Source organism: Chitinophaga sp. 10T418 (assembly GCF_056394125.1).
The window spans coordinates 1-612 of record NZ_JBFTHG010000058.1 but is presented as its reverse complement, the minus strand read 5'-3'; the positions used below and the strand labels follow the sequence as shown (position 1 = coordinate 612).

Annotated in this window: 1 protein-coding gene; it reads right to left on the bottom strand. The window is 41.8% G+C overall.

What is annotated here, in order from left to right:
- Window positions 1-612, bottom strand: a 612-nt coding sequence (locus AC1DCV_RS35760) for a hypothetical protein (RefSeq protein WP_477027680.1), incomplete at both ends; no start/stop codon positions are given.

The window sequence follows — 612 nt, the reverse complement described above, 5'->3', positions numbered from 1 at the left end:
TTTGGGGATTTTTAATTTCATTTTTATAATTTTTTTTTGAGAGCGAGAGCATGTTTTCTCTCTCTCGTTTATACTTGTTTATTTGTTTATTAAAGTGTCGCAAAATTGCGACTGGTATAGTATCACTTTTGCGACAAGGCATAGTCGCAATTTTGAGACACGAACCAGTATCATTTTTGCGACACGGCGTAGTCGCATTTTTGAGACTATCGCCGGTATCACTTTTGCGACTGGAGTGATTATTTTGGGGATCTGATTCACCCCCATTTAGTTCATCAAATAGCTGAAGTTGAGTAGTGTCATCCTCAGAAGATMCCGGAAGCGGAAGAATGGTAACAATACCAGGMATGGTCAATCGGCCTTGTTGATACAGAATGTACCCATAGCAATGCAGCTCTTTTATACAACGGCTATATGTATTCATGGAACCGATGCGGCTGAGCGAAATGACTTCGTCGCGCAGGATGGGAAAAGACTTTTTAAAATGGCGCTGATTCCAGATTTGGAATAAAGCCATATAAAGGCTGACATGATTGGTATGTAAGCGATCATCTCTCCTCACCTGCGCGAAGAAGGCATTCACATGCCTGATGTAGTTGGGCTGTGCAGCTG